A 21,885-nucleotide genomic window follows, 5' to 3' on the forward strand; every position below is an offset into this window, starting at 1 on the left:
CCGTGAACATCCTTGAAACCCTTCCCGTCACGCTGGACGATGTCCTGGAGGCGCAGAAGTTGCTCGACGGGATTATTGCGCGGACTCCGGTGGAATCATCACGCGCCCTGGGAAAGCTTGTGGGCGGAGACGTCTACTTCAAGTGCGAAAACCTGCAGCGCGCGGGATCGTTCAAGGTCCGCGGCGCCTACGTCCGGATGGCCCGCCTGTCGCCCGAAGAAAAGAAGCGCGGCGTGGTGGCCGCTTCCGCAGGCAACCACGCCCAGGGCGTCGCCGTGGCGGCCAAGAGCCTGGGAATCAAAGCCCGCATCTACATGCCGCTCGGAGTGGCCCTGCCCAAGCTGGCCGCCACCCGCAGCCACGGCGCCGAGGTCATCCTGCACGGCCACAACGTGGATGAGGCGCTCGCCGAAGCCCAGCGCTACAGCAACGAGACCGGGACGGTCTTTGTCCACCCCTTCGATAACGTGGACGTCGTCGCCGGCCAGGGAACGCTGGGACTGGAAATACTGGAGCAGGTGCCCAACGTGGACACCGTCCTGATGGGCGTTGGCGGCGGAGGGCTCCTGGCCGGTGTCGCCGTCGCCATCAAGGCCCGTGCCAAGGAACTGGGCCGGGACATCCGCATCATCGGCGTACAGGCGGAGAACGCGGCGGCCTACCCGCCCTCACTCGCGGCAGATGCACTGGTGCCTTTGAAGAAGGTGTCCACCATGGCCGACGGCATCGCCGTCGGCCGTCCCGGCCAGCTTCCCTTCAGCATCATCCGCGAGCTGGTGGACGATGTAGTGACCGTCAGCGAAGACTCCCTGGCCCGCGCCCTGATCTTCCTGCTGGAGCGGGCAAAGATGGTGGTTGAGCCAGCCGGCGCCGTGGGGGTTGCCGCCCTGATGGACGGCAAGATCGAAAATCCCGGAACCACAGCGGTTGTCCTTTCGGGCGGCAATATCGACCCCATGCTGATGCTCAAGGTCATCCAGCGCGGCCTCTCCGCCGCAGGGCGCTACATGACCGTCCGCATGATGCTCGACGACCGCCCCGGTTCGCTAGCCACCATCGCCAGGATCATTGCCGAGAACGACGCCAACGTCACCGGCCTGGACCACACCCGCGTGGGCGGCTCCATCAGCATGGGCGACGTCTCCATTACCGTCAACCTGGAAACCAAGGGCCATGAGCACGGCGAGCAGGTGCTCAGCGCGCTCCGGGCCGAGGGGTTCCAGCCCATCGTGGTGCACTAGGGGGAGCTGATGGCCGGACTGACCGGGTACAAGGGTTCCGACGGCAAGGGTTTCGGGGACCGGCGGACCATTGCCGCCAGGGCCAAGGGTGGCCTGCTGGTGCTGGGGAGTTTTGTGGCGCTCCTCTTTATCATCGAACTGTTCAACGCACTGATGCTGCGCTCGCTCAACCGGACGTTCGGCCTGCGCCCCAGGAGCGCCGACGGGCTGCTGGACATCTTCACGTTCCCGCTCCTGCACGCCAACCTGAACCATTTGCTGTCCAACAGTTTTCCGCTGATCATTTTCGGCTTCCTGGTCTTCCTGTCCGGACTGCGGGTCTTTCTGACGGCCCTGGCCTTCAGCTGGCTCGGATCGGGACTGACGGTGTGGCTCATCGGAAACGGCGGCGTCACAGTGGGTTCCTCAGGCCTGGTTTTCGGACTGTTCGCGTTCCTGCTGGTGCGCGGATTCTTCAACCGCAGCTGGCGCCAGATCCTCCTGGCGGTGGTGCTGTTTATGGGCTACGGCGGCATCCTGCTGGGCGTACTGCCTTTATTTTCCGGCTACGTCTCCTGGCAGGCCCATCTTGGCGGTGCCGCCGGGGGAGTGGTGGCGGCACTGCTCCTGCGCCCGCGGAAGGCCGATGCGGTCAACGACTTCTGACCGCAGCCCCCGCCGCTGACAAAGCAAAACGCCGGCCACCCCTCAGGGCGGCCGGCGTTTTTGTTTGCTCTTACCGCTATGCGGTGTACGGCTTGGCGGAAAGGATCTCTACCTTGATGTCCTTGCCGTTGGGCGCCGTGTAGCTGAGCGTCTCGCCTTCCTTGTGGCCAAGGATGGCAGCGCCCAGCGGTGACTTCTCGCTGAAGACGTCGAGATCGGAATCGCCTGCGATCTCACGGGAGCCCAGCAGGAAGGTTTCTTCGTCACCGGCGATCCTGGCCACCACGATCATGCCGGGCTCCACAATTCCGTCATCCGCCGGAGACTCCCCCACGTGGGCGTCCCGAAGCAGGGCAGTCAGCTGGCGGATGCGGGCCTCAATCTTGCCCTGCTCCTCCTTGGCAGCGTGGTAGCCCCCGTTCTCCTTGAGGTCACCCTCCTGCCGGGCGGCTTCAATCTTCTGGACAATCTCTGCCCGGCCAGCGCCGGAAAGGTGGTCCAGCTCTGCCTTCAGGCGGTCAAAAGCTTCCTGGGTAAGCCAGGCTGCAGCTGCGCTGTTGGTGGTAGACACGGACTTCTCCTCTAATGGTCCTACATGCAAAAGACCCCGCCACGGTGGCCACTTGTGGAACAGTAACCAGCTCAGCGGGGTAAAGGTATTGCTCCATTGTAGTCAATCCCGTGGATTTACCCAACGCGGGAGCGGCGCGGATCACATTTTCTGGCCCGAGCTGTCAGGAATCCAGCAGCTGTCCACCACGCCGGATACGGACAGGGACTCCGTGCGGACGGTAACGCGCTGCGAAACTGTCCGCCCGCCGTCGGCCGTCTCCTCGGCCTGCGACGGCGGGACGTCCACGACTTTCCAGCCCACCACCGCGAATTTCGAGTCCAGCGCCTTAACCGCGCACTTGACGGCCGTGCCAGGTTCCCTGGTGACCTGGAAATCCACCTCGGCCACCGTGGCATCCGTAGTGGCGTAGCCGATATCTTTGAAGCTCACCGTGGTGAGGGAATTCGAGGTGGAGACCCAGGCCATGAACCCAATGCCCGCGGTAAGCGCAACACCGCCGATGGCCCGCCTGGCGGCAGGGGAGAGCCTGCGCTTTTGAGCACCATAACGATTGGCTAGGCTAGTGTTCGCGGGCTCGGGTGGGGCCTGCTGGTCCGGGGAAGTCACCAGACCAGTTTAGTGCCCATCCGCAGCCGACTTCCCGGCCGCAGCCCGGCCGGGGGCAACCGCCTGTTCAGCGATACATCCAGCAGCCACAAGCCGCGATATGAAGAATAAAGGAGCAGTCCTTCGATGACAGCGTCCAGCAACTCACAGGCGCCGCTCCGGCTGCTCGCCGTCCATGCCCATCCGGATGACGAGTCCAGCAAGGGTGCCGCCACGATGGCGAAGTACGCCGCAGCGGGGGTGGACGTTATGGTGGCCACCTGCACCGATGGGTCACGCGGGGACATCCAGAACCCGGCAGTTGAAGGCGAACCACATCCAAAGCGGGACATGGCGGGGGCCCGACGCCTGGAAATGCAGCGGGCAGCCAAAATTCTGGGTATCAGGCAGCGCTGGCTGGGTTTCGTGGATTCGGGTTTGCCTGAGGGCGATCCGCTGCCGCCTTTGCCGGCCGGGTCCTTCGCCACGCTGCCGCTCCACCAAGCAGCCGCCCCATTGGTGCGCCTGGTCCGGTCCTTCAAGCCCCATGTCATCCTGAGCTACGACGAAAACGGTGGCTATCCCCACCCGGACCACATCATGGCCCATCGCGTAGCAGTCGAGGCCTTCGACGCCGCGGGCGATCCGGCGCGCTACCCCGAGGCGGGCGAACCCTGGGAGCCCAGCAAGCTGTACTACGACCGGGCCTTCAGTCCCGAGCGCTTCCGTGCCCTGCATTTCGCCCTGGAGGAGGCAGGCCTTCAGTCGCCGTATGCGGAGCGGCTCGCCGCATGGCTGGAGTCCGACGCCGAGGGTCACACGCCGCCGCCGGCCCCCCACCCCACTACCACCCAGGTGGACTGCGGCGACTTCTTTGAAGTGCGCGACGACGCTTTGCGTGCACACAGGACGCAGGTGGACCCGCTGGGGTTCTTCTTCGCCGTTTCGCCAGAGATGCAGCGCCGGGCATGGCCTTGGGAGGACTACTCGCTGATCAGCTCCCGGGTGCCCTCGGAGCTGCCGGAGAAGGACCTGTTCGCCGGGCTAAGATAGAACCGGCAGGCAATTTCTATGCTGCGTAGAAGAAGCGCCCGGACCTCGGGTGGCTGGATCTGCTCCCTGCTGACACCCGTTCCATAGAAGGTATTCACCGTGCAAAGTCTGCTCCTCAGCCTGGCCACCACGCCCGCGCCCCAGCCCACGCCCTCGTTGCGGGAGGGAATTACGCAGGACCAGGTAACACCGGGGCTCCTGGGCTTCATCATGACCGCCTTTTTTGTGGTGGCCACGGCATTGCTCATCGTGGACATGGTCCGGCGCATCCGGCGGGTCCGCTACCGCGCCCAGGTGGAGGAGGAGCGCATCGCGGCTGCCTCGGCTGCTGACATCGAAGCGGCTGAGGCTGCCGAAACGGGATCCGCTGCGGGGCCCGCGGCAGGTTCAGCCTCCGGGGAGTCCCTCCAAGGGCCGGCCGACGGCGGCACGGACGCCGGTCCCGGGACCCGGCGCCACTAACTGGCTAGCTGAGCACGGCTAATCGGCTAGCTGAGCACTGCGAGGGCTATTGCCGTGAAGTGCGCGGCGAAGGCAACCACGGTCAAGGCATGGAACAGTTCGTGGAAGCCGAAGTGGTGGTAGCTGAAGTTCGGCTTCTTCAGCGCGTAGAAGACCGCCCCCGTGATGTAGAGAACCCCGCCCACGCAGATGAGGACGGCTGCAGGAACGCTGGCCTGGAAGAACTGCGGAAGATAAAACAGCGATCCGCAGCCCAGGGCGATGTAGATCGGAACGTAGAGCCAACGGGGAGCGTCGGTCCATAGCAGCCGGAACAGCACGCCCAGGATGGCGCCGGACCAGATGACCCAGAGCAGCAGGACGGCCTGGGGCCGTTCCAGGAGGGTCCAGGCCAGCGGCGTGTAGGTCCCCGCGATCACCAGCATGATGTTGGTATGGTCCAGCCGCTTAAGGACCATTTTTACCTTCGGGGACCAGTTGCCGCGGTGGTAGATGGCGCTGATGCCGAACAGCATCACTCCGGTGGCCGCAAAGACGGCCGACGAGATCTTGCGGTCCACTGTGGGGGCCAGCGCCACCAGGACGATGCCAGCCGCCAGGGCCAGCGGCGCGGTCACGGTATGGATCCAGCCCCGCCACTTGGGCTTGATCATCAGGAGCTCAGCCAGGCGGACTGCGGCCCCGTCCACAGCGTTCATGTCAGGGCCGGTTCCGGCGCTTGGAGTGCCGTCCGGCTGCGGCTTCCGGGACGCATCCGGGGTGTTGCTGTTCATCGGTCCAGAATAACTTACGCAGCAGTAAGTTACCGGTGAGTAATAAACTGTCCCGCCTGGTTCCGGCCGGGCCGGGACCGCACCTGCGGCTGCGGACGGTAGCCTAGGATGTGCACAGCCGAACGTACAGCAAGGAAGTCAGGTGAGAGAGCGCGTGGAGTTGCCCGGGTTCCTCTACGGCTTTTACGAGCGCAGGCTGCTCAAGGACCTTGCCCGAGACCGGATTCCCCGGCATATCGGCGTGATGGTGGACGGCAACCGGCGATGGGCCAGGCAGTTCAACGCCCCCACCAGCCAGGGCCACCAGGCCGGCGCGGACAAGATCCACGAGTTCCTTGGCTGGTGCCAGGAACTCGGGATCAAAGTGGTCACGCTGTACATGCTGTCCACAGACAACATGAACAGGTCCAGCGAAGAACTTGACCTGCTGATGGGCATTATCGCCAATACGCTTGACCGGCTGGACGAGGACGCCAACATTTCCGTGCACGCCATGGGTGCGCCCGAATTGCTGCCGGGCTACCTTGCCGAGCGGCTGAACAAGCTGACTGCACGCACCCCGGTCCGGGAAAAAATCCATGTGAACGTCGCCGTGGGGTACGGCGGCCGCCGGGAGATTGTTGATGCGGTCCGTGAGCTGCTGCATGATGCCGTGGCCAAGGGCAGGGACATCGGCAAGCTGGCGGATGACCTCTGCGTGGACGACATCTCCCAGTTCCTCTACACGCGGGGCCAGCCCGATCCGGACCTGGTGATCCGCACGTCCGGGGAGCAGCGCCTGTCCGGGTTCCTGATGTGGCAGAGCGCCTACAGCGAGTTCTACTTCTGCGAGGCCCTGTGGCCCGCCTTCCGCAAAGTGGATTTCCTGCGTGCCCTCCGTGATTACGCCGGCCGGCAGCGGCGCTTCGGAGCCTGACCTTCCCGGTTCACCGCGAGTTCACGCGGCCGCAACAAGAATCGCCGCGTAATGGTTGCGGAAATTACTTCCGATGGATTTACGTTATATCCATCAGCAGGCAAAACCGCCGGCTGATCGGGGAGGCCAGTACATGGAGCGAGACATCGCACCGGTTGTATGGGAGGCCGGACCCGGCCTCATGGCCGAGCCGGCTCACCACTAACACATCCGGGCTTGCGCCCGGGGCTGGAGTCGATGTGGCTACTTCTGAACAACTGCCCGCGGTCCTTTCCGACCAGGGAGAGAAAGCTACCTCTCGCGCCACGCGAGCCACCATAGAAACCGGTGCAGCGGAAGAAACCGCGGCCGGTTTTGCTGTCTCTGGAAGGGAAGCCAGCATCCACACCTTTGTGATCGACACCTCCGTCCTGCTCTCCGATCCCCGTGCGCTGCTGCGCTTTGCAGAGCATGAGGTCATCGTGCCGGTTGTGGTTATCACCGAGCTGGAAGCAAAGCGGCACGACCCGGAACTTGGCTACTTTGCCCGTAAGGCACTCCGGCTCCTTGACGACCTGCGGGTCAAACACGGCGGCCTCAACCAGCCCGTTCCCATCGGCGACGACGGCGGAAGCCTTGTGGTGGAGCTGAACCACATTTCCTCGGAAGTGCTGCCGCTGGGCTTCCGCAGCGGAGACAATGACAGCCGCATCCTCGCCGTCGCAAAGAATTTGGCGAACGAAGGCCGGAACGTCACGGTTGTGTCCAAGGACCTGCCCATGCGCGTCAAGGCCTCTGCCATGGGCCTCACCGCAGACGAGTACCGCAACGAACTGGTGAAGGACTCCGGCTGGACCGGCGTGGCCGAGGTGGAAGCCGGCGAACAGGAGATCAACACGCTCTACGGGCACGAGCCCGTCTTCATCCCGGCCGCTGCTGAACTGCCGGTCAACACCGGGCTGGTGCTGCTGTCCAACCGCGGCTCGGCGCTGGGCCGGGTGGGACCGGACAAGCAGGTGCGGCTGGTCAAGGGAGACCGTGATGTGTTCGGTCTCCACGGCCGCTCCGCGGAGCAGCGGCTGGCCATCGACATGCTGATGGATCCCGCCGTCGGGATCGTCTCCATCGGTGGCCGGGCGGGAACCGGCAAGTCGGCGCTGGCCCTGTGCGCCGGCCTGGAAGCGGTGCTTGAGCGCCGGGAACACCGCAAAGTGATCGTGTTCCGGCCGCTCTACGCAGTGGGCGGGCAGGAACTTGGCTACCTTCCCGGCTCGGAGTCGGAGAAAATGAACCCCTGGGCGCAGGCTGTCTTTGACACCCTCGGGGCACTGGTGAGCCAGGAGGTGGTGGAGGAAGTCATGGACCGCGGCATGCTCGAGGTCATGCCCCTCACCCATATCCGGGGCCGCTCCCTCCACGACGCCTTCGTGATCGTTGACGAGGCCCAGTCGCTCGAAAAGAACGTCCTGCTCACGGTCATGAGCCGCATGGGACAAAACTCCAAGATCGTCCTCACCCACGACGTCGCCCAGCGCGACAACCTCCGCGTCGGACGCCACGACGGAATCGCCGCCGTCGTCGAAACCCTGAAAGGACACCCGCTCTTCGGCCACATCACCCTGACCCGCTCCGAACGTTCGCCGATCGCAGCCTTGGTCACCGAGTTGCTTGAGGGCTGAAAGCTCAGTTATTCAGAGAGGCCGTGGTCCGGTTCGTCGGGCCACGGCCCTTCTGTTCGGGGTAGTGGCTGGGTTCGCCGGGCCACGGCCCTTCTCCGTCGCTTAGACACGTCGCATAGGGGCCCCTCCGGTCGCTGGGCGACCTCCGGATCCCGATGCGCCGCGATGCGCTCCTACGAGAAGGACCGTAACCCACCGTGTGCGCGCCTGCACCTGACGCGGACCTTGCCACGCGTCTGTTCCCGGGGCCATCGCCGAGTTGGCAATCTCGCACTTCCGGGCCACCTACAAGGCGGGCGCCTCGGCACACGTCCGGTCCCAGTGCTTCGCGTAGGAGCGCATCGCCGACCAGAGCGTTGCGCAGGTCGCGCAGCGACCGTAGCAGCGCGGCGGGAGGTGTCTAAGCGACGGCGAAGCGCTGGGGGCGGACAAACCCAGCCACGGATGGGGCACTAACTGACCTTGAGGAACTTGGCTACAGGTTCGTGGCCCTCGACCTGCAAAGTCCAGTCGGGGCGTTTGAAGGTTTCGGGGGTGAGGCGGACGTGTTGGACTGTTTCGACTTTGGGACCCCAGGCTTTGCGGGTGATGCCGTTCAGATCGTAGCCCAGGGACCGGGAGACGCCGATTGAGGCTTCGTTCCAGAGGGCCGCTTCGGATTCGGCGACTTCCGCGCCCAGCCAGTCGAACGCATAAAGGACGACGGCGGCACGCATCTCCTTGCCGAGGCCCCGGCCCTGCATGGACTGCTTCAGCCACGAGCCGGTGCTGACTGTCTTGAGGGCGGCGAAGTCCTTGGCGCCCACGTCCTGGCAGCCGATGAACTCGCCGTCGTGCCAGATGCCCAGCAGCAGGGTCCAGGATTCCGGGGTGCACTCGGCCCGGCAACGCCAGTGCCATTGCGCCATGCGTGGGCCTAGTTCATGTATCGGAGCTTCTGCCCACGCGGTGCTGAAGGGGTTTCTGCCAGGCTCGTGGATCCCGCTGCGCGCGGCTTCCACGGCCGCCGGGATGTCCTGGTCCAGGATGGGGCGGAGTTCAAGGCGGGGAGTGGTTAGCCGAAGGCCAAAAAGTGGCCAGACGTCGCTGATCGTTGTCATTCGCGAAGCCTAGCCGATGGCCTCATCGAAGGCTTGTCATCCTCAGGCGGGGATTTCCCAGCTGATGTGCTGCCGGACATCGGTGAGGCTCATCGATTGCGCTACGAAGAGGTCGTCCAGCATGTACTCGTCCACGGCGATGATCCGGAGCCAATGGCCGTACTCTTCCGTGCCGGGCTCCAGGGACTGGCTTGCCACGCAGACGCCGGTGGCAAGGTCCACCCGGATCCGTGACTTTCCCGGCAGGCACAGCGGCGCCGAGGGATGGATGGGGTGGTAGGCGGCGGTGGGTGCCACCACCGCTTCCAGCACTGGCCGGCCTTCGTGCTCCCGGTGGCTGACCCCGTGCACTTCCACCCTGTTGCTGCCGGGGAATTCGATGGGCACCGGCGCGTTGCCGGCCAGTTCCACCGGGTCCAGTGCAGCGGAAAACCGGCCGTTGCCGAAGCCGGGCTCACCGTAGGCGGCTTCCGGGCGGCGCCGCACCAGGCCCTGGTCGTCATAGACGGGCGTGACCAGATGCGGCGGCAGGAGCCAGGACTTACGGGTGGCACTGACGTACAGGCCGTCCTTGGAATCATTGATCCCCGTGGTGCTGTGCAGGACAAGTCCGTCTGCGGTTTCGAGCCGGAGTGCGCCGGGGCGGCGCAGCCAGGCCCGGACCAGGGGCGCTGCAGGGCTGGGCGCCTCGGCGAATGGCTCATCCCAGTATTCGAAGCGCAGGGACTGCCACTTCCAGGGGGAGGACCTGCAAAGATTCCGGAACATGGCCGGATCCGCGGCGGCTGAACTGCTGTCCGGATTCGTCCGGTGACGGGAGTCCCAGGTCGCCATATCCACAGTTTACGCGCGGGCGCTGCAGGGGACAGCGGAAATCCGGTAGCATCCGAGGGTGATCCAACGACTGGGCGAACTCTGGCAGCACACCCCGCTGGCCTTTTGGCTGGTGCTGGCTGCCTGCGCCTACTTTGCAGTGATGGCCGTGAGGCTCACCGTCATAGACGTCAGGCATCACCTCCTGCCCAACCGGATCGTCTTCCCGTCCTATGCCGTGGCCGGCGTCCTGTTGCTCACCGCCGCAGTTTTTGCCGATGTGGTTGGGGGTGCGGACCAAAGCCGTGCTGGTCTGCTGGCCGTGCCCGCCCTCCGGATAGTGGCCGGGGCTGCCATCTTGTGGCTGTTTTATTTCGTCCTCCGGTTTGCCTACCCGCCGGGAATGGGCTTTGGCGATGTGAAACTGGCCGGTGTCCTGGGTATGTATCTTGGCTTTCTCGGCTGGGGCCACCTGTTCGCCGGTACATTCCTGGCATTCCTGCTGGGCGGCCTGTGGTCCATTGCCCTGCTGGCTGCCCGCCGGGGGACCCTGAAGTCCTCCATTCCGTTCGGGCCGTTTATGCTGGCCGGCGCCGCGGCCGCCATGCTGCTGCCCGCCTGACAGGCCGGGGCCAATATGCGTGCGGTCGGTTCGGTAGGCTGGCCTAATGCCTGCGCCTGACTACGTCCTGAGACTCCGCAAGAAGATCGGCAACGACCCCCTGTGGGTCCCTGGAGTGCGGGGCGTGGTGGTCGATGACTCGGGCCGGGTCCTGCTCGCCCGGCGGGCGGACAACAGGCAGTGGGCCCTGATCAGCGGAATGCTCGATCCGGGCGAGCAGCCGGCACGCGGCCTGGTGCGGGAGATCTTTGAGGAAACGGCGGTAGTGGCCGAACCGGAGCGTGTTGTGTCCGTGGGGGCGGTGGGTCCCATCACCTATCCAAACGGAGACGTGTGCGAGTTCCTCGACGTGGTTTTCCTGTGCCGCTACATCTCGGGAACCGCCCGAGTCAATGACGACGAGTCAATCGACGTCGGCTGGTTCGGCCTGGATGAACTCCCCGACCTGATGGCCGGGCACCTCACCAGCATTCACCGTGCCCTGGCTCCGGCGGAAGCAGCCCACTTCGAACCCTGAGCAGGCTGGCCGCGCTGCGGCATAGCAGGCTACGCGGCCAAAGTCCTGAAACGCAACAGGGTCGCCGCAACCCCCAAGATTGCGGCGACCCTGTCAGTCCGGCACTCCTGCACCACGGCTTGCAGGAGTACGACGGCGGTCAGCGGCGCTGGGAAACCAGCTCGCCGTCGTCGTCCTTGACGCTGTCCTGGTCCCCTGCGGCGTCCGCCGCAGTTCCGGCCGCGCGATTGGCCAACTCAGCGGCGAGGCGCTCAGCTTCCTCCCCACCCACGGCTTCTCCGCGGGCCACCATTCCGGCGGTGTCCGAGAGCGGAATCTGCTTGAGCGTGAGGGCGAGGAGCAGCGCCACGGCGATGAACGGGATCAGGTACCAGAAGACCGGTGCCAGCGACTCGGCGTAGGCATTGACGATGGCATCACGAAGCTGCTCCGGAAGCTGGTTCAGGGCCTGCGGATCCAGTGTGCTGGTGGACTGCGCAGCCTGCTCACTGGAGGCGCCGGCGCCGGTAAAGGCGCCAGTGAGGGCCTCGGACAACCGGTTGGTGAAGATGGAGCCGAAGATGGCCACGCCCATGGCCGCGCCCACTTCACGGAAGTAGTTGTTGGTGCTGGTGGCGGTGCCGATCTGGTCGGCCGGGACGGAGTTCTGGACCACCAGCACCACCACCTGCATGATCAGGCCGAGGCCCGCGCCGAAGATGAACAGCTGGACACAGATGACCCAGATGGGAGTGCTGGCGGCCAGTGTGGTCATCCACAACATGGCGGCCATGGTGAAGGCCGCGCCCAGGATGGGGAACATCTTGTACTTGCCGGTTTTGGAGATCCGGATGCCGGAGTAGATGGAGGTGCCCATCAGGCCCGCCATCATGGGCAGCATCAGCAGGCCGGACTCGGCGGCGGAGGTGCCGGAGGACATCTGCAGGAACGTGGGAACGAAGGCGATCGCGGAGAACATGCCCAGCCCAAGGGTGAAGCCGATGGCCGTGGCGTTGACGAAGATCCGGTTGCGGAACAGGCTCAGCGGAATGATGGGGTCCTCGGCCCGGCGCTCAACCATGACAAAGGCGGCGCCGGACAGCACCATGCCGGTGCCAAAGGCCCAGGTGAGGGGAGAATCCCAGCCTTCGTCCTTCTTGCCGCCGAAATCGGTGAAGAAGATCAAGCAGGTGGTGGCGGCCGACAGCAGCACCACGCCCAGGATGTCGATCCGCTTTTCGGCTTTTTTGTTGGGCAGCGTCAGGGTGAACCAGGCGATGGCGAATGCGGCGATCCCGATGGGGATGTTGATGTAGAAGGCCCATTCCCAGGTCAGGTGGTCCACGAAGAATCCGCCCAGCAGGGGGCCAGCCACCGCGGAAAGGCCGAAGATCGCACCGAGGGGGCCCATGTACTTGCCGCGGTCCTTGGCCGGGACAATGTCGGCGATGATGGCCTGCGAGAGGATCATCAACCCGCCTCCGCCCAGGCCCTGGATGGCCCGGAAGACCACGAAGCCCCAGAAATCGGTGGCAAGGGCGCAGCCCACCGAGGCCAGGGTGAACAGGGCGATGGCGATAAGGAACAGGTTGCGCCTGCCCAGGACGTCGCCGAACTTGCCGTAGATGGGCATCACGATGGTGGTGGCGAGCAGGTAGGCGGTGGTGATCCAGGCCTGGTGTTCCACCCCGCCCAGCTTGCCCACGATGGTGGGCATGGCCGTGGAGACGATGGTCTGGTCCAGGCTGGAGAGCAGCATGCCGGCGATCAGCGCCGAAAAGATGATCCAGATGCGTTTCTGGGTCAGCAGCAGGGGACCGGCTGCTGTTGCCTTCGTAGCGGCGGCGTTACTCATGGTTGTCCTTCTGCGGCGGTGGTGTCCGGCTGGTCGAATGGCTGGGAGAAGAGCAGGCTTGCGGCGGAGATGTTCTCCATCAGCAGCTCTTTGTAGGGGCGGGTGTTGCCGTCGGCGAAATAGGCGATGCTGCTTTTCCGGGCGATGGTGCTGAGCAGGGCAACGGCCATCTGCACCACGGGGTGGTCAGGGGCAACGCCTTCACGCAGGGCCACGTCGCGGGCGAATTGTGCCTCCCGACGCTCGGTGACCCCGATGAGGCGGAGGATCAGCTGGGGCTCTTTTTTGACGACGGCGATCAGCTGGCGGGTTTCCTCTTCCGAGGCTTCCATGTCCTCGGACAACCGCAGGGAAAGCCGGACGAGGTCCCGGAAGAGGGTGGGCGACAGTTCGCCGGAGGGTGAGGAGCCGCCGCCGTCGATGAACTCTTTGAGGATGTCGCCAGGCAGGTCCTCGTCGCCGTGGCCGATGACGGCGTCTTCCTTCGCAGGGAAGTAGTTGAAGAACGTCCGGCGCGAAATGCCTGCGCGCACGCAGACTTCCTCCACGGTGTAGCCGTTCAGGCCGCGCTCGGCGGTGAGGGCACGGGCGGCGGAGGTGATGCCGGCACGGGTGGCAGCCCGTTTCCGCTCGCGAAGCCCGCCCTCAATTTCTGCACTATCGTCCACAGAGTAAAGTTTTGCACTCATTCGGTAATGGTGCAACTTCTGATGGCCTCGCGCAGGAGGGTGAGGGGAGAAAGCAGTACGACGACGGCCGGTACCTTTCGTGCGAAAGGTACCGGCCGCCGTCGTACTTGGAGTGTAAGTCCCGGTGCTAGGCCTTGTGCGCCGGAGCCGTCATGGTGGTGACGTCCAGGGCCTTGTCCAGGTCGGCCTCGGAAACCTTGCCTTCGCCGTCACCCACGAAGCCGAGCTTCTCGGTGGCCTGGCGGACGGTGAGGCCCTCGGCAACAGCCGTCTTGGCGATCTTGGCTGCGTTCTCGTAGCCGATGTACTTGTTCAGCGGCGTAACGATGGACGGGGAAGCCTCGGCGAGGAAGCGGGCACGCTCCACGTTGGCCGTGATGCCGTCAATCATCTTGTCCGCCATCACGCGGCTGGTGTTGGCCAGCAGGCGGATGGACTCGAGCAGGTTGGACGCCATCACCGGGATGCCCACGTTCAGCTCGAAGGCGCCGTTGGTGCCGGACCAGGCGATGGCGGTGTCGTTGCCGATGACCTGGGCGGCCACCATGATGGACGCCTCGCAGATGACCGGGTTGACCTTGCCGGGCATGATCGAGGAACCGGGCTGCAGGTCCGGGATGGCGATCTCGCCCAGGCCGGTATTGGGGCCTGAGCCCATCCAGCGGAGGTCGTTGTTGATCTTCATGAAGGAGATGGCGATGTTGCGCAGCTGGCTGGACCCTTCGATGAGGCCGTCGCGGTTGGCCTGGGCCTCGAAGTGGTCGCGGGCCTCGGTGAGCGGGAGCCCGGTGTCGGTGGCCAGCAGTTCGATCACGCGCTCCGGGAAGCCGGCCGGAGTGTTGATGCCGGTACCCACGGCCGTGCCGCCGAGCGGAACTTCGGCAACGCGGGGGAGAGAGGCGTTGATGCGCTCGATGCCGTAGCGGACCTGTGCTGCGTAGCCGCCGAACTCCTGGCCGAGCATCACCGGGGTGGCATCCATGAGGTGGGTGCGGCCGGACTTAACAACGTCCTTGAACTCCACGGCCTTGCGCTCCAGCGACTCGGCCAGGTAGCCGAGGGCCGGAATGAGGTCGTTGATCAGTGCCGAGGTCGCGGCAACGTGCACCGACGTGGGGAACACGTCGTTCGAGGACTGCGAGGCGTTGACGTGGTCGTTCGGGTGGACAACCTTGTCGCTGCCGGCGGCCTTCAGGGCACGCGAGGCGAGCTCGGCGATGACCTCGTTCGTGTTCATGTTCGAGGACGTGCCGGAACCGGTCTGGAAGACGTCGATGGGGAAGTCGCCGTCGTACTTTCCGGCAGCCACCTCATCCGCCGCGTCTGCGATGGCCTTGGCAAGCTCGCCGTCGAGCACACCCAGTTCAGCGTTGGCCTGGGCAGCCGCCTTCTTGACCCGGGCCAGTGCCTCAATGTGGGCACGTTCCAGGGTCTTGCCGGAGATAGGGAAGTTCTCCACTGCCCGCTGCGTCTGCGCGCGGTACAGTGCGTTCACGGGGACGCGGACTTCGCCCATCGTGTCATGTTCAATGCGGAACTCTTCAGTGGAAGTCATGGGGCTAGCTTAGGGCGATCCGGCACCCCATCGAAAACCGTGAAGAGCATGCTACGGGCGGGTTTTTACCCCCGCCCTACAGCTCACCGATCCCGGAAACAACGTTGGCGCGCCCCTCCGCCAGGCTGTACGAGAGGCCGATGACCGCCGTGCGGCCGCTTTCGATTGCGTCCGAAATCACACGTGAGCTGTCCACCAGCCGCTCGGACGTCTGCTTGACGTGCTCCACCACCATGTCGTTGACCTCGTGCTTGTCCTGGCGCATGGAGGTAAGCACCGACGGCGTAATGCGCTCCACCAGGTCGCGGATGAAGCCGGGAGGCATCTCGCCGGTATCCACTGCCGCCTTGGTGGCGCTGACGGCGCCGCAGCTGTCGTGGCCCAGGATGGCGATCAGCGGCACCCCGAGCACGCCCACGCTGTACTCCAGCGAGCCGAGGACGGCGTCGTCAATGACCTGGCCTGCCGTGCGCACCACAAAAACGTCACCGAGTCCGACGTCGAAAATGATTTCTGCTGCGAGCCGGGAGTCCGAGCAGCCGAAAATCACGGCGAAAGGGTGCTGGTTCTCCACGAGCGAGGACCGGCGCGAGGAGTCCTGGTTCGGGTGGGAGGATTCGCCGGCGACGAAGCGTTCATTTCCTTCGCGCATCCGGCGCCAGGCAAGGGCAGGAGTCAGATAGGTAGTCACCCTGCTTACCTTAGGGGGCAGTGGTGGCCGAAGGTGAAACTGTGACGGCAGGATTGCTGTCCATGGACTTCACGACGGCGTCCGCCAGGGTGGCGAATTCGTCCAGTTGGGCGGCGCCGGAGAGGATGACGGTAGTCCCGCGGTAGGCAAGCACCATCGACTTTTCGCCTTTGCCGGTATCCCGGAGTTCCCATTCCTGCCCGCCGGCATTGCGGGATCCGGTGACCGGTGCATTTTCTGTCTGCTGCAGGAGCCAGGTGGGGTTGGCAGCGCGGGTCTGGATGAGTCCGATGAAGGACTGTTTGGGCGTGATGTAGCCCACGTCCCACGAGGGAACGCCGCTTCCCGTGCCGGCTTCCCAGCGGGCGTAGTTGGGCCGGAAGGTGTTGCCCGTGTCCGGGGCCACCGGTGTGAATCCTGCCACATCCGTTGCGTTGCGGGCTGCGGCGCTGACGTCGATGTCCGGGCGGTAGCCGTCATTTTTGGGGGAGGGGTTCATCAGGACGATGGGCAGGAAGGCCGCGATGCTGACCGCCAGGGCAATGATCATCCCGATCACCGAGGCGTTGGCCCGCTTCGCTGCCGCAGCCGGAATCACAGGCTTAACCGGGGGCTGCCCTCCCTGCACGCCGGGTCCGTTGTTGCTTCCGGATCCGGCCGGTTCGGGGGTGGGACTGGTCTTTTCCTGCATTTCGCTCACCCCTCCATAGTCCCCTATGCCGGTGAACAACTCACACTCGCCCCAGGCGGCGCCGGCCCCTGTCTGCGGCAGCGCGCGCGGGTACATTGCGCCGCCGCGTCATGCCGCAGCCCGAGGGCGGTGCCGCGACTATGATCGATATCAGAGGAATCACCGCGTTCGCTGTTCCGGCGGAGCGGGTTCAATGATCGCCACTCGAAGAAGAGGTTCACGTGTCACCAGCGTCCATGACCCAGAAGTACTCCACGATCTCCCCGTCCCTGGCTGTGGGCAATGACGAGCCGGACCGCAACCTCGCCCTTGAGCTTGTCCGCGTTACCGAGGCAGCGGCAATCGCCGGCGGCCACTGGGTTGGCTTCGGCGACAAGAACACGGCCGACGGCGCCGCCGTTGACGCCATGCGCTCCTTCCTGCAGACGGTCCACTTCAACGGCGTTGTGGTCATCGGCGAAGGCGAAAAAGACGAAGCCCCCATGCTGTTCAACGGCGAACGCGTCGGCGACGGCACAGGCCCCGAATGTGATGTGGCCGTAGACCCCATCGACGGCACCCGCCTGACCGCCCTGGGCATCAACAACGCCCTCGCCGTCCTGGCAGTGGCCGAACGCGGCTCCATGTTCGACCCCTCCGCTGTGTTCTACATGGAAAAGCTCGTCACCGGCCCCGAGGCCGCTGACATGGTGGACCTCCGCCTGCCCGTCAAGCAGAACCTGCACCTGATCGCCAAGGCCAAGGGCGTCAAGGTCAACCAGCTCAACGTCATGATCCTTGACCGCGACCGCCACCGCCCGCTGGTGGAGGAAATCCGCGAGGCCGGCGCCCGCACCAAATTCATCATGGACGGCGACGTTGCCGGTGCCATCGCAGCCGCCCGCTCCGGTACCGGCGTGGACGCCCTGATGGGTATCGGCGGAACCCCCGAAGGCATCGTTGCAGCCTGTGCCATCAAGTCCCTCGGTGGTGTCATCCAGGGCCGCCTGTGGCCCACCAGCGACGAGGAAAAGCAGAAGGCCATCGACGCCGGACACGACCTTGAGCGCGTCCTGTCCACCAACGACCTCGTCTCCAGCGACAACTGCTACTTTGCCGCTACCGGCATCACCGACGGCGACCTGCTCAAGGGCGTCCGGTACTCCAAGGACAAGGTCCTCACTCAGTCCATCGTGATGCGGTCCAAATCCGGCACCATCCGTTTTGTGGAGGGTGAGCACCAGGCCAGCAAGTGGGAAGGGTACGCCCGCAAGAGCTGATTCCTTCCTGCCCGACACAGATCCCCGGAGCGCGCAGCGTGCTCCGGGGATCTGCCGTTTCAGGCCTTGGTATAGGGTTGAAGCCATGATTCCTGCTGTTGTGCCCTGTACTGACCGCGCCCTCTGGGACGAATATGTTGACCAATTTCAGGGACATCCGCAGCAGCTGTGGGGCTGGGGCGAGACCAAGGCAATGCACGGCTGGTCCGTGGAACGGGTGCTGGTCAACCACGGCGACAAGACCGTGGGCTGCGCCCAGTTGCTGGTCCGGAGGCTGCCGTTCCCCTTCCGCGCCCTGGCGTACGTCCCCCGCGGCCCGATGTGTTCGGTGGAGGACGCCCCGGCCGTACTGGCCAGCCTGGCTGACCATGCAGCCGCGCGCCACCAGGCTGTGGCGTTGAGCATCGAACCCGACTGGGATCAGGACTCCGCCTTCGCCGGCGCGGTAGCCTCCGCCGGCTTCCGGCCCACCACCAACACCGTGCTGATCCCGCGGACGCTGATCCTGGACCTCTCCAGGACAGACGACGAACTGATGGCGGAGATGTCCAAGTCCACCCGGGCCAACATCCGCAAGGCCATGCGCAGCGACGTCGAGTTCCGCAAGGTCAAGAACGAGGCCGAGCTTGAACAGGTCCTCGCGATCTACCACGAGACGGCCGAGCGCGCCGGCTTCGGCATCCATGAGGACCAGTACTACCGCGACATCTTCAAGAACATGGGGGATGGGTCCCCGGTCATCGCCGCGTTCGACGGCGAGCAGATGCTGGCCTTCGTCTGGCTGGCCAGGAGCGGGTCCACGGCTTTCGAGCTGTATGGCGGGGTCTCTGCCGAAGGCCAGAAGCAGCGCGTGAACTATGGGGTGAAATGGGCCGCCCTGCAGGCCATGCGTGAAGACGGGTGCTCCCGCTACGACTTCAACGGCCTCCTGAACGACGGTATCTCCGACTTCAAGAAGCAGTTCGCCAAGCACGAAAACATGCTCCTGGGTACGTGGGAAAAGCCGCTCTCACCGCTCTATCCGGCCTACGCCCAGGCTATGCCGCTGGCCCGCCGAGGTCTGCAGCAGGGGAGGCGGCTCCTGAAGACCGCGGCGGGCCGCATCCGGCCACTGATCCAGCGGCTGCGCCCGGGCAACTGACGAAGCAGGCCAGAAAAAGGGCGACGTCGGCACCCACGTGGGGTGCCGCCGTCGCCCTTTGCTCTTTGCTTGCCTGGCAGCCGCCGGTTGCTGAGCAGGCTGCTAAAGGCCAGTGGTGACGGCGAACGCCAGCGCGGGTTCAGTGCTGCCGGCTACCGGGTGGACGTTGACGGGCGCCTCGGCGGCCGGCAGGAAGGCGCTGCCGCCGCGCGAGAGCTGCAGATCGCCCTTGGGAGAGTCCAGGTAGACGTCCCCGGCCACCACAATCACCACGGCGGCGCCGGACTGGGCCAGCGGAACGGGGCCCGCGTCCGGTGCGAGCTCGATCCGCTGGAGCTGGAATTCCTCGAAGGGCGGCCGGAAAAGCTCCTGGTCCATGACGGTCCGCTCGGCCTGAAGCATTGGCACGGCCACTGGCTGGAAGTCGATGGTCCGCAGCAATTCCGGGACGTCGACGAACTTGGGTGTGAGCCCGCCGCGCAGCACGTTGTCGGAGGACGCCATCACTTCAACGCCAAGCCCGTGCAGGTACGCGTGCACGTTCCCCGCCGGCAGGAAGACGGCCTCGCCCGGCTCCAGCGATATCCGGTTGAGCAGCAGCGAGATCAGCACCCCGGGGTCACCCGGGTACTTTTCATTGAGGCTGATGACCGTGGCCAGTTCGGTTTCGTAGGGTGCCAGCGGAGCTCCGGCCAGCAGAGCGGCAACCACCTGGGCGGTGTCGTCAGCTACTGACTGGCCGCCGGTGATCAGCCGCTCGAAAGCGGCCCGCAGGCCGGCCCCTTCATCAGCCGCCCGGAGATCCTCGAGCAGGGTACCGATCAGCGCGGGTGGCTCGCCTTCCACCTGATCAAAGGCTGCCGCAACATGCTGCAGGATTTCGCGGGTCCGGGCTGCCGGGCGGAAACCGCAAAGCGCCTCGAACGGCGTCAGGGCAAAAATCATCTCCGGTTTGTGGTTGTCATCCCGGTAATTCCGGTTGGGGGCGTCAGGGGCGAGGCCGTGCGCATTTTCCCGCGCAAAACCGGCCCTCGCCTGGTCAAGGCTGGGATGGACCTGCAGGGACAGCGGCTGTGCGGCAGCCAGGACCTTGGCCAGGAAGGGGAGGCGGGGGCCGAAACGCGCCACCGAGTCGGAGCCGAGGAAATGCTCGGGGTCGCGCGAGATCAGTGCGTCCAGGGCAGTGGCGGAGCCGTCCTCCGGAACGCGGGCCACGGAGGGTGAGTCCGGGTGCGCGCCGATCCACAGCTCGGCTTCGGGGCGGCCGGACTCGGGGCGTCCCAGCAGGGCCGCGATGGCCGTTGTTGATCCCCAGGCGTAATCCCGGAGGACGTTCTCAATCTCGTACAAGTTGGTGTCCGTTCCTAGGTCTGGAGGGAAAGTGGGCTTACAAGGGGGCGCACTGGCCGTTGGTCGCCACCAGTTCACGGATGGCTTGTTCGTCGCCCTGGCGCTTGAGCCCGTTGAGCAGGGACTCGGTGATGGGTTCACCGTCCGGAGTGGTGGTCACCGGCGTGAAGTCCGCCGAGGGAGGAGACTGCTGGGTCCGGATTCCGCCCCCTGCAGCCGGCGCTCCAGCGGCGGGCGCTGCGGGTGCGGGCGCCGCGGGAGCGGGCGCCGCCTGCAGGTGCCCGGAGGCGGCCGCCGGAACCACCAGCATGTCATCGGCGGTTCCTGCAGACTGGGCATCCGAGGCCGAGGCCAGCAGCTGGTCCACACGCTCGTGGATGATGTCGAAGTTCGGAACCGTGGAGAAGGAGGCGTCAAAGTCCGGCGGGCCGATGGTGAGCCGCTTGGCTTCCTTGCCCTTTGCCTTGATGGCCAAATCCAGGAAACTGCCCAGCTGCGAGGAGGAGATATTGGAGTCCACAACCTTGGTTCCCGCGTTGGCGATGTCCTCGAACTTGGCCAGCAGGGTGGCCGGGTCCAGCTGTTTGAGCATGGCCTGCTGGACACACTGCTGGCGCGCGATCCTGGCGTAATCGTCCACGAATTCCCGCGAGCGGCCGTACCACAGGGCGTGGTAGCCGTCGAGGGTGTTGTCGCCGGCCGGGATCCAACCCAGCGGCATGCCGTGAATGCCGTTGGCCTCGTCGATGGTTTCCCCGCTAATGGGCACCCAGCCGCCGGCCTTGATCCGGATGCCGCCCATGGCGTCAATGAGCTTGGAAAAGCCGTCCATGTCCACCAGCACGTAGGCCTGGATGTCCATGCCCAAGGTTCCGGAGACTGCTTCCAGGGTTGCCTGCGCACCGGGGTCCGCTACGCCGGGGTAGAGGTCCGCATGTTCGTTGGTGACCTCAGTGTTGATGGCGTTGATCAGGCACGCGTCGCCGCAGTCGTACCCGTCGGGGTAGATGGCGCGCATGGGGGAGTCCGCGCTGAACTGGGCGTTCTGGAAGTTCCGGGGGATGGAGATGATGGCCGTCTGGCCGGTCTCGGCATCGACACTCAGCACGGACAGGCTGTCCGGGCGCCTGCCGGTCCGGTCATCCCCGGCGTCGCCGCCCATCATCAGGAAGTTGTACCTGCCGTCCACCGGTTCCATGGCGGGGCCGGCCGAGAAGATGCTGCCGATGGCGTTCCGGCCAACGTTTAGCAAGTAGGCGGCGTAGCCCAGCGAGCCGCTTCCCAGCACCATCGCCAGCACCAGGGCAATCACGACGGCGGGACGGGCGGGCGGCGCCAGCAGTACCGGGCGGATGAGCCTCAGGGTGTTGATAAAGAGGATGGCCCAGCCAACGGCCAGCGCCGCGATCACGATGATGATGGCCAGGGAGGCGAGGGGGTTGGTGATGATGCTGATCAGCAGGCTCCGGTTGACCAGCAGCAGGATGACGGCCAGTACCAGGGCTGCCCAGGCGCAGAGGGTTACGCGCAGCGCAGCCCGGCCGAGTTTGCGGTCGCCCGCTACGAGTTGGGCACTGCCGGGCACCAGGAGCGTCATCAGGACCAGCACAAAGCCGCGTTTGGTCCGGACCTGGGGTGAGGCGCTCACCGGGTAGCGGACGGGGTCGGTCATGGCAGTGTCCGAGGGGGACTGCTGGATCTTGCTGCTGGACATGG

General features: G+C 65.3%; 22 protein-coding genes. 10 read left to right on the forward strand and 12 right to left on the reverse strand.

From position 1 onward, the window contains the following. The first annotated feature begins 2 nt into the window (after positions 1 to 2). Together ilvA and QRN11_RS06525 are read left to right on the forward strand one after the other, a co-directional pair. Positions 3 to 1,241 carry a threonine ammonia-lyase gene (ilvA, locus tag QRN11_RS06520; protein ID WP_091418482.1) on the forward strand — a complete coding sequence of 413 codons (1,239 nt, stop codon included), beginning with the start codon at positions 3 to 5 and terminating at the stop codon, positions 1,239 to 1,241. Between the two features lie 9 nt (positions 1,242 to 1,250). Further along, entirely contained in the window at positions 1,251 to 1,886 is a 636-nt protein-coding gene (locus QRN11_RS06525; protein ID WP_285250319.1) for a rhomboid family intramembrane serine protease, read from the forward strand. A 76-nt stretch (positions 1,887 to 1,962) separates the two neighbouring features. On the opposite strand, the gene greA is transcribed toward QRN11_RS06525, so the two are convergent. Both greA and QRN11_RS06535 read right to left on the reverse strand, forming a co-directional pair. Next, positions 1,963 to 2,457 (reverse strand): transcription elongation factor GreA, encoded by a 495-nt coding sequence (greA, locus tag QRN11_RS06530; protein WP_142061745.1) that lies wholly within the window; start codon positions 2,455 to 2,457, stop codon positions 1,963 to 1,965. Positions 2,458 to 2,598: 141 nt separating this feature from the next. Continuing rightward, the gene (locus tag QRN11_RS06535; RefSeq protein ID WP_285250320.1) at positions 2,599 to 3,066 is read right to left on the reverse strand and encodes a DUF4307 domain-containing protein; all 468 of its coding nucleotides are present in this window, start codon (positions 3,064 to 3,066) and stop codon (positions 2,599 to 2,601) included. Positions 3,067 to 3,192: 126 nt separating this feature from the next. On the opposite strand from QRN11_RS06535, the gene mca reads away from it, so the two are divergent. Beyond that, positions 3,193 to 4,098 carry a mycothiol conjugate amidase Mca gene (mca, locus tag QRN11_RS06540; RefSeq protein WP_285250321.1) on the forward strand — a complete coding sequence of 302 codons (906 nt, stop codon included), beginning with the start codon at positions 3,193 to 3,195 and terminating at the stop codon, positions 4,096 to 4,098. A 99-nt stretch (positions 4,099 to 4,197) separates the two neighbouring features. Continuing rightward, entirely contained in the window at positions 4,198 to 4,560 is a 363-nt protein-coding gene (locus QRN11_RS06545; RefSeq protein WP_285250322.1) for a hypothetical protein, read from the forward strand. 26 nt (positions 4,561 to 4,586) lie between these two features. Here QRN11_RS06545 and trhA read toward each other — a convergent pair whose 3' ends face one another. Then, the gene (gene trhA, locus QRN11_RS06550) at positions 4,587 to 5,333 is read right to left on the reverse strand and encodes a PAQR family membrane homeostasis protein TrhA (protein ID WP_285250323.1); all 747 of its coding nucleotides are present in this window, start codon (positions 5,331 to 5,333) and stop codon (positions 4,587 to 4,589) included. 154 nt (positions 5,334 to 5,487) lie between these two features. Here trhA and QRN11_RS06555 point away from each other — a divergent pair, with 154 nt between their 5' ends. Together QRN11_RS06555 and phoH2 are read left to right on the forward strand one after the other, a co-directional pair. Next, positions 5,488 to 6,249: an isoprenyl transferase gene (locus QRN11_RS06555; RefSeq protein WP_285250393.1), complete on the forward strand. Its 762-nt coding sequence runs from the start codon at positions 5,488 to 5,490 to the stop codon at positions 6,247 to 6,249. A 239-nt stretch (positions 6,250 to 6,488) separates the two neighbouring features. Beyond that, on the forward strand, positions 6,489 to 7,907 hold the full coding sequence (gene phoH2, locus QRN11_RS06560) for an RNA 5'-3' helicase PhoH2 (RefSeq protein WP_091418470.1): 1,419 nt from the start codon (positions 6,489 to 6,491) through the stop codon (positions 7,905 to 7,907). A 452-nt stretch (positions 7,908 to 8,359) separates the two neighbouring features. Here phoH2 and QRN11_RS06565 read toward each other — a convergent pair whose 3' ends face one another. Next, the gene (locus QRN11_RS06565; RefSeq protein ID WP_285250324.1) at positions 8,360 to 9,007 is read right to left on the reverse strand and encodes a GNAT family N-acetyltransferase; all 648 of its coding nucleotides are present in this window, start codon (positions 9,005 to 9,007) and stop codon (positions 8,360 to 8,362) included. A gap of 42 nt (positions 9,008 to 9,049) precedes the next feature. Continuing rightward, a complete protein-coding gene (locus QRN11_RS06570) occupies positions 9,050 to 9,841 on the reverse strand; it encodes a hypothetical protein (protein ID WP_285250325.1) in 792 nt (263 codons plus the stop codon). 58 nt (positions 9,842 to 9,899) lie between these two features. Here QRN11_RS06570 and QRN11_RS06575 point away from each other — a divergent pair, with 58 nt between their 5' ends. Both QRN11_RS06575 and QRN11_RS06580 read left to right on the forward strand, forming a co-directional pair. Beyond that, entirely contained in the window at positions 9,900 to 10,442 is a 543-nt protein-coding gene (locus QRN11_RS06575) for a prepilin peptidase (protein ID WP_285250326.1), read from the forward strand. Positions 10,443 to 10,488: 46 nt separating this feature from the next. Beyond that, positions 10,489 to 10,959 carry an NUDIX hydrolase gene (locus QRN11_RS06580; RefSeq protein ID WP_285250327.1) on the forward strand — a complete coding sequence of 157 codons (471 nt, stop codon included), beginning with the start codon at positions 10,489 to 10,491 and terminating at the stop codon, positions 10,957 to 10,959. 139 nt (positions 10,960 to 11,098) lie between these two features. On the opposite strand, the gene QRN11_RS06585 is transcribed toward QRN11_RS06580, so the two are convergent. The 5 genes from QRN11_RS06585 to QRN11_RS06605 form a co-directional block, all read right to left on the reverse strand. Further along, the gene (locus QRN11_RS06585; RefSeq protein ID WP_285250328.1) at positions 11,099 to 12,793 is read right to left on the reverse strand and encodes an MDR family MFS transporter; all 1,695 of its coding nucleotides are present in this window, start codon (positions 12,791 to 12,793) and stop codon (positions 11,099 to 11,101) included. After that, entirely contained in the window at positions 12,790 to 13,482 is a 693-nt protein-coding gene (locus tag QRN11_RS06590) for a TetR/AcrR family transcriptional regulator (protein ID WP_285250329.1), read from the reverse strand. The genes QRN11_RS06585 and QRN11_RS06590 overlap by 4 nt, the downstream gene beginning before the upstream one ends. Positions 13,483 to 13,609: 127 nt before the next feature. Continuing rightward, complete coding sequence (locus tag QRN11_RS06595) at positions 13,610 to 15,037, reverse strand: class II fumarate hydratase (protein WP_285250330.1); 1,428 nt, start codon at positions 15,035 to 15,037, stop codon at positions 13,610 to 13,612. Between the two features lie 76 nt (positions 15,038 to 15,113). Then, positions 15,114 to 15,728: a carbonic anhydrase gene (locus tag QRN11_RS06600; protein WP_091418458.1), complete on the reverse strand. Its 615-nt coding sequence runs from the start codon at positions 15,726 to 15,728 to the stop codon at positions 15,114 to 15,116. A 10-nt stretch (positions 15,729 to 15,738) separates the two neighbouring features. Next, positions 15,739 to 16,419: a DUF4245 domain-containing protein gene (locus QRN11_RS06605; protein ID WP_285250394.1), complete on the reverse strand. Its 681-nt coding sequence runs from the start codon at positions 16,417 to 16,419 to the stop codon at positions 15,739 to 15,741. Positions 16,420 to 16,655: 236 nt separating this feature from the next. On the opposite strand from QRN11_RS06605, the gene glpX reads away from it, so the two are divergent. Beyond that, positions 16,656 to 17,678 carry a class II fructose-bisphosphatase gene (gene glpX / locus QRN11_RS06610; RefSeq protein WP_170850736.1) on the forward strand — a complete coding sequence of 341 codons (1,023 nt, stop codon included), beginning with the start codon at positions 16,656 to 16,658 and terminating at the stop codon, positions 17,676 to 17,678. Positions 17,679 to 17,763: 85 nt separating this feature from the next. After that, entirely contained in the window at positions 17,764 to 18,819 is a 1,056-nt protein-coding gene (locus QRN11_RS06615; RefSeq protein ID WP_285250331.1) for a lipid II:glycine glycyltransferase FemX, read from the forward strand. Between the two features lie 102 nt (positions 18,820 to 18,921). Here the strand turns inward: QRN11_RS06615 and manA are convergent, their stop codons facing one another. After that, positions 18,922 to 20,169, reverse strand: coding sequence for a mannose-6-phosphate isomerase, class I (manA, locus tag QRN11_RS06620; protein ID WP_285250332.1), 1,248 nt, complete (start codon positions 20,167 to 20,169; stop codon positions 18,922 to 18,924). A 37-nt stretch (positions 20,170 to 20,206) separates the two neighbouring features. Further along, on the reverse strand, positions 20,207 to 21,883 hold the full coding sequence (locus tag QRN11_RS06625) for an LCP family protein (RefSeq protein ID WP_285250333.1): 1,677 nt from the start codon (positions 21,881 to 21,883) through the stop codon (positions 20,207 to 20,209). Between the last annotated feature and the right edge of the window lie 2 nt (positions 21,884 to 21,885).

It is taken from the genome of Pseudarthrobacter sp. fls2-241-R2A-168, from assembly GCF_030209335.1.
Lineage (GTDB): Bacteria > Actinomycetota > Actinomycetes > Actinomycetales > Micrococcaceae > Arthrobacter.

Bases quoted from the DNA above. Each gene is read 5' to 3' on its own strand.
- QRN11_RS06525 (WP_285250319.1), top strand. From the start codon at position 1,251: ATGGCCGGACTGACCGGGTACAAGGGTTCCGACGGCAAGGGTTTCGGG.
- mca (WP_285250321.1), top strand. From the start codon at position 3,193: ATGACAGCGTCCAGCAACTCACAGGCGCCGCTCCGGCTGCTCGCCGTC.
- trhA (WP_285250323.1), bottom strand. From the start codon at position 5,333: ATGAACAGCAACACCCCGGATGCGTCCCGGAAGCCGCAGCCGGACGGC.
- QRN11_RS06565 (WP_285250324.1), bottom strand. From the start codon at position 9,007: ATGACAACGATCAGCGACGTCTGGCCACTTTTTGGCCTTCGGCTAACC.
- QRN11_RS06570 (WP_285250325.1), bottom strand. From the start codon at position 9,841: ATGGCGACCTGGGACTCCCGTCACCGGACGAATCCGGACAGCAGTTCA.
- QRN11_RS06580 (WP_285250327.1), top strand. From the start codon at position 10,489: ATGCCTGCGCCTGACTACGTCCTGAGACTCCGCAAGAAGATCGGCAAC.
- QRN11_RS06585 (WP_285250328.1), bottom strand. From the start codon at position 12,793: ATGAGTAACGCCGCCGCTACGAAGGCAACAGCAGCCGGTCCCCTGCTG.
- QRN11_RS06590 (WP_285250329.1), bottom strand. From the start codon at position 13,482: ATGAGTGCAAAACTTTACTCTGTGGACGATAGTGCAGAAATTGAGGGC.
- QRN11_RS06595 (WP_285250330.1), bottom strand. From the start codon at position 15,037: ATGACTTCCACTGAAGAGTTCCGCATTGAACATGACACGATGGGCGAA.
- QRN11_RS06605 (WP_285250394.1), bottom strand. From the start codon at position 16,419: ATGCAGGAAAAGACCAGTCCCACCCCCGAACCGGCCGGATCCGGAAGC.
- glpX (WP_170850736.1), top strand. From the start codon at position 16,656: ATGACCCAGAAGTACTCCACGATCTCCCCGTCCCTGGCTGTGGGCAAT.
- QRN11_RS06615 (WP_285250331.1), top strand. From the start codon at position 17,764: ATGATTCCTGCTGTTGTGCCCTGTACTGACCGCGCCCTCTGGGACGAA.
- QRN11_RS06625 (WP_285250333.1), bottom strand. From the start codon at position 21,883: ATGTCCAGCAGCAAGATCCAGCAGTCCCCCTCGGACACTGCCATGACC.